Source organism: Streptomyces sp. NPDC002623, from assembly GCF_053592635.1.
The window spans coordinates 1-1,011 of the sequence record NZ_JBSFWB010000116.1 but is presented as its reverse complement, the minus strand read 5'-3'; the positions used below and the strand labels follow the sequence as shown (position 1 = coordinate 1,011).

The 1,011-nt window shown below is 66.8% G+C and carries 1 protein-coding gene; it reads left to right on the top strand.

Features of this window, described 5'->3' with window-relative positions; all coding sequences use genetic code 11:
* Positions 1-59 precede the first annotated feature (59 nt).
* Positions 60-991 (top strand): IS5 family transposase gene (locus ACWD4O_RS48810; RefSeq protein ID WP_451289602.1). Its coding sequence is split into 2 segments (ribosomal slippage): positions 60-465 and positions 465-991, totalling 933 coding nucleotides; the frame shifts between segments, so codons are not numbered across the junction.
* Positions 992-1,011: the final 20 nt, after the last annotated feature.

The following is a 1,011-nucleotide window of genomic DNA, read 5'->3' as shown; positions in this document are numbered from 1 at the left end:
CTAGGCGCTGTTTCTCGGACCTCCCTCCGTGAGTGGGGTGTTGGGGGCAGGCTGACTGGATGGGACGCGGAGACCTGACAAACGCGGAGTGGGATCGGCTGGAGTCGTTCTTGCCTCGCGGTGGTGCACGTGGGGGTCGGTGGAGCGATCATCGCCGGGTGATCAACGGGGTGCTGTACCGGGTTCGTACTGGAGTCCAGTGGCGCGATCTGCCGGAGCGGTTCGGGCCCTGGGAGACGGTCTACAAACGCCATCGCCGCTGGTCGGCGGATGGCACCTGGCGGATGCTTCTGTCGAAGGTGCAGGCTGCGGAGGACGCCGCGGGCCGGATCGACTGGGACGTGTCTGTCGACTCCACGGCGGTGCGGGCTCACCAGCACGCCGCCGGCGCAAGGAAGGCACCGCCTGCCGCGGTTCCTCAAAGGGGGGTCCGTCCACGGACGAACCAGGTCGATCCGGTACTTCGGAAACTGGTCGTCCGGCTGGAGGGAGTGGTCAGATCGGCGAGTGTCTGGGACGCTCCCGCGGCGGCTTCACGACCAAGATCCACCTCGCAGCCGACGGACGGTGCAGGCCACTTGCCCTCCTCCTGACACCTGGACACTACGGAGACGGCCCCCAACTCGAGCCCGTCCTGAAGCAGGTGTCAGTGCCCCGTGTCGCAGCGGGCCGGCCTCGCACCCGACCTGACCACGTCCTGGCCGACAAGGCCTATACGTCCCGCAGAAACCGCCGCTACCTGCGACGACGCGGCATATCGCACACCATTCCGGAACGGCTCGATCAGCGCAGACACCGCCAGAACCGCGGGTCCCGGGGCGGTCGGCCCACCGGGTTCGACCGCGAGCACTACAAGAAGCGCAACACAGTCGAACGGGCCATCAACCGTTTGAAAGGCTTCCGCGCAGTCGCCACGCGCTACGAGAAACGGGCCTACACCTATCTCGGCACCGTCACCCTCGCAGCACTCATCATCTGGCTCCGCACATGATCCGAGAAACAGCGCCTAGG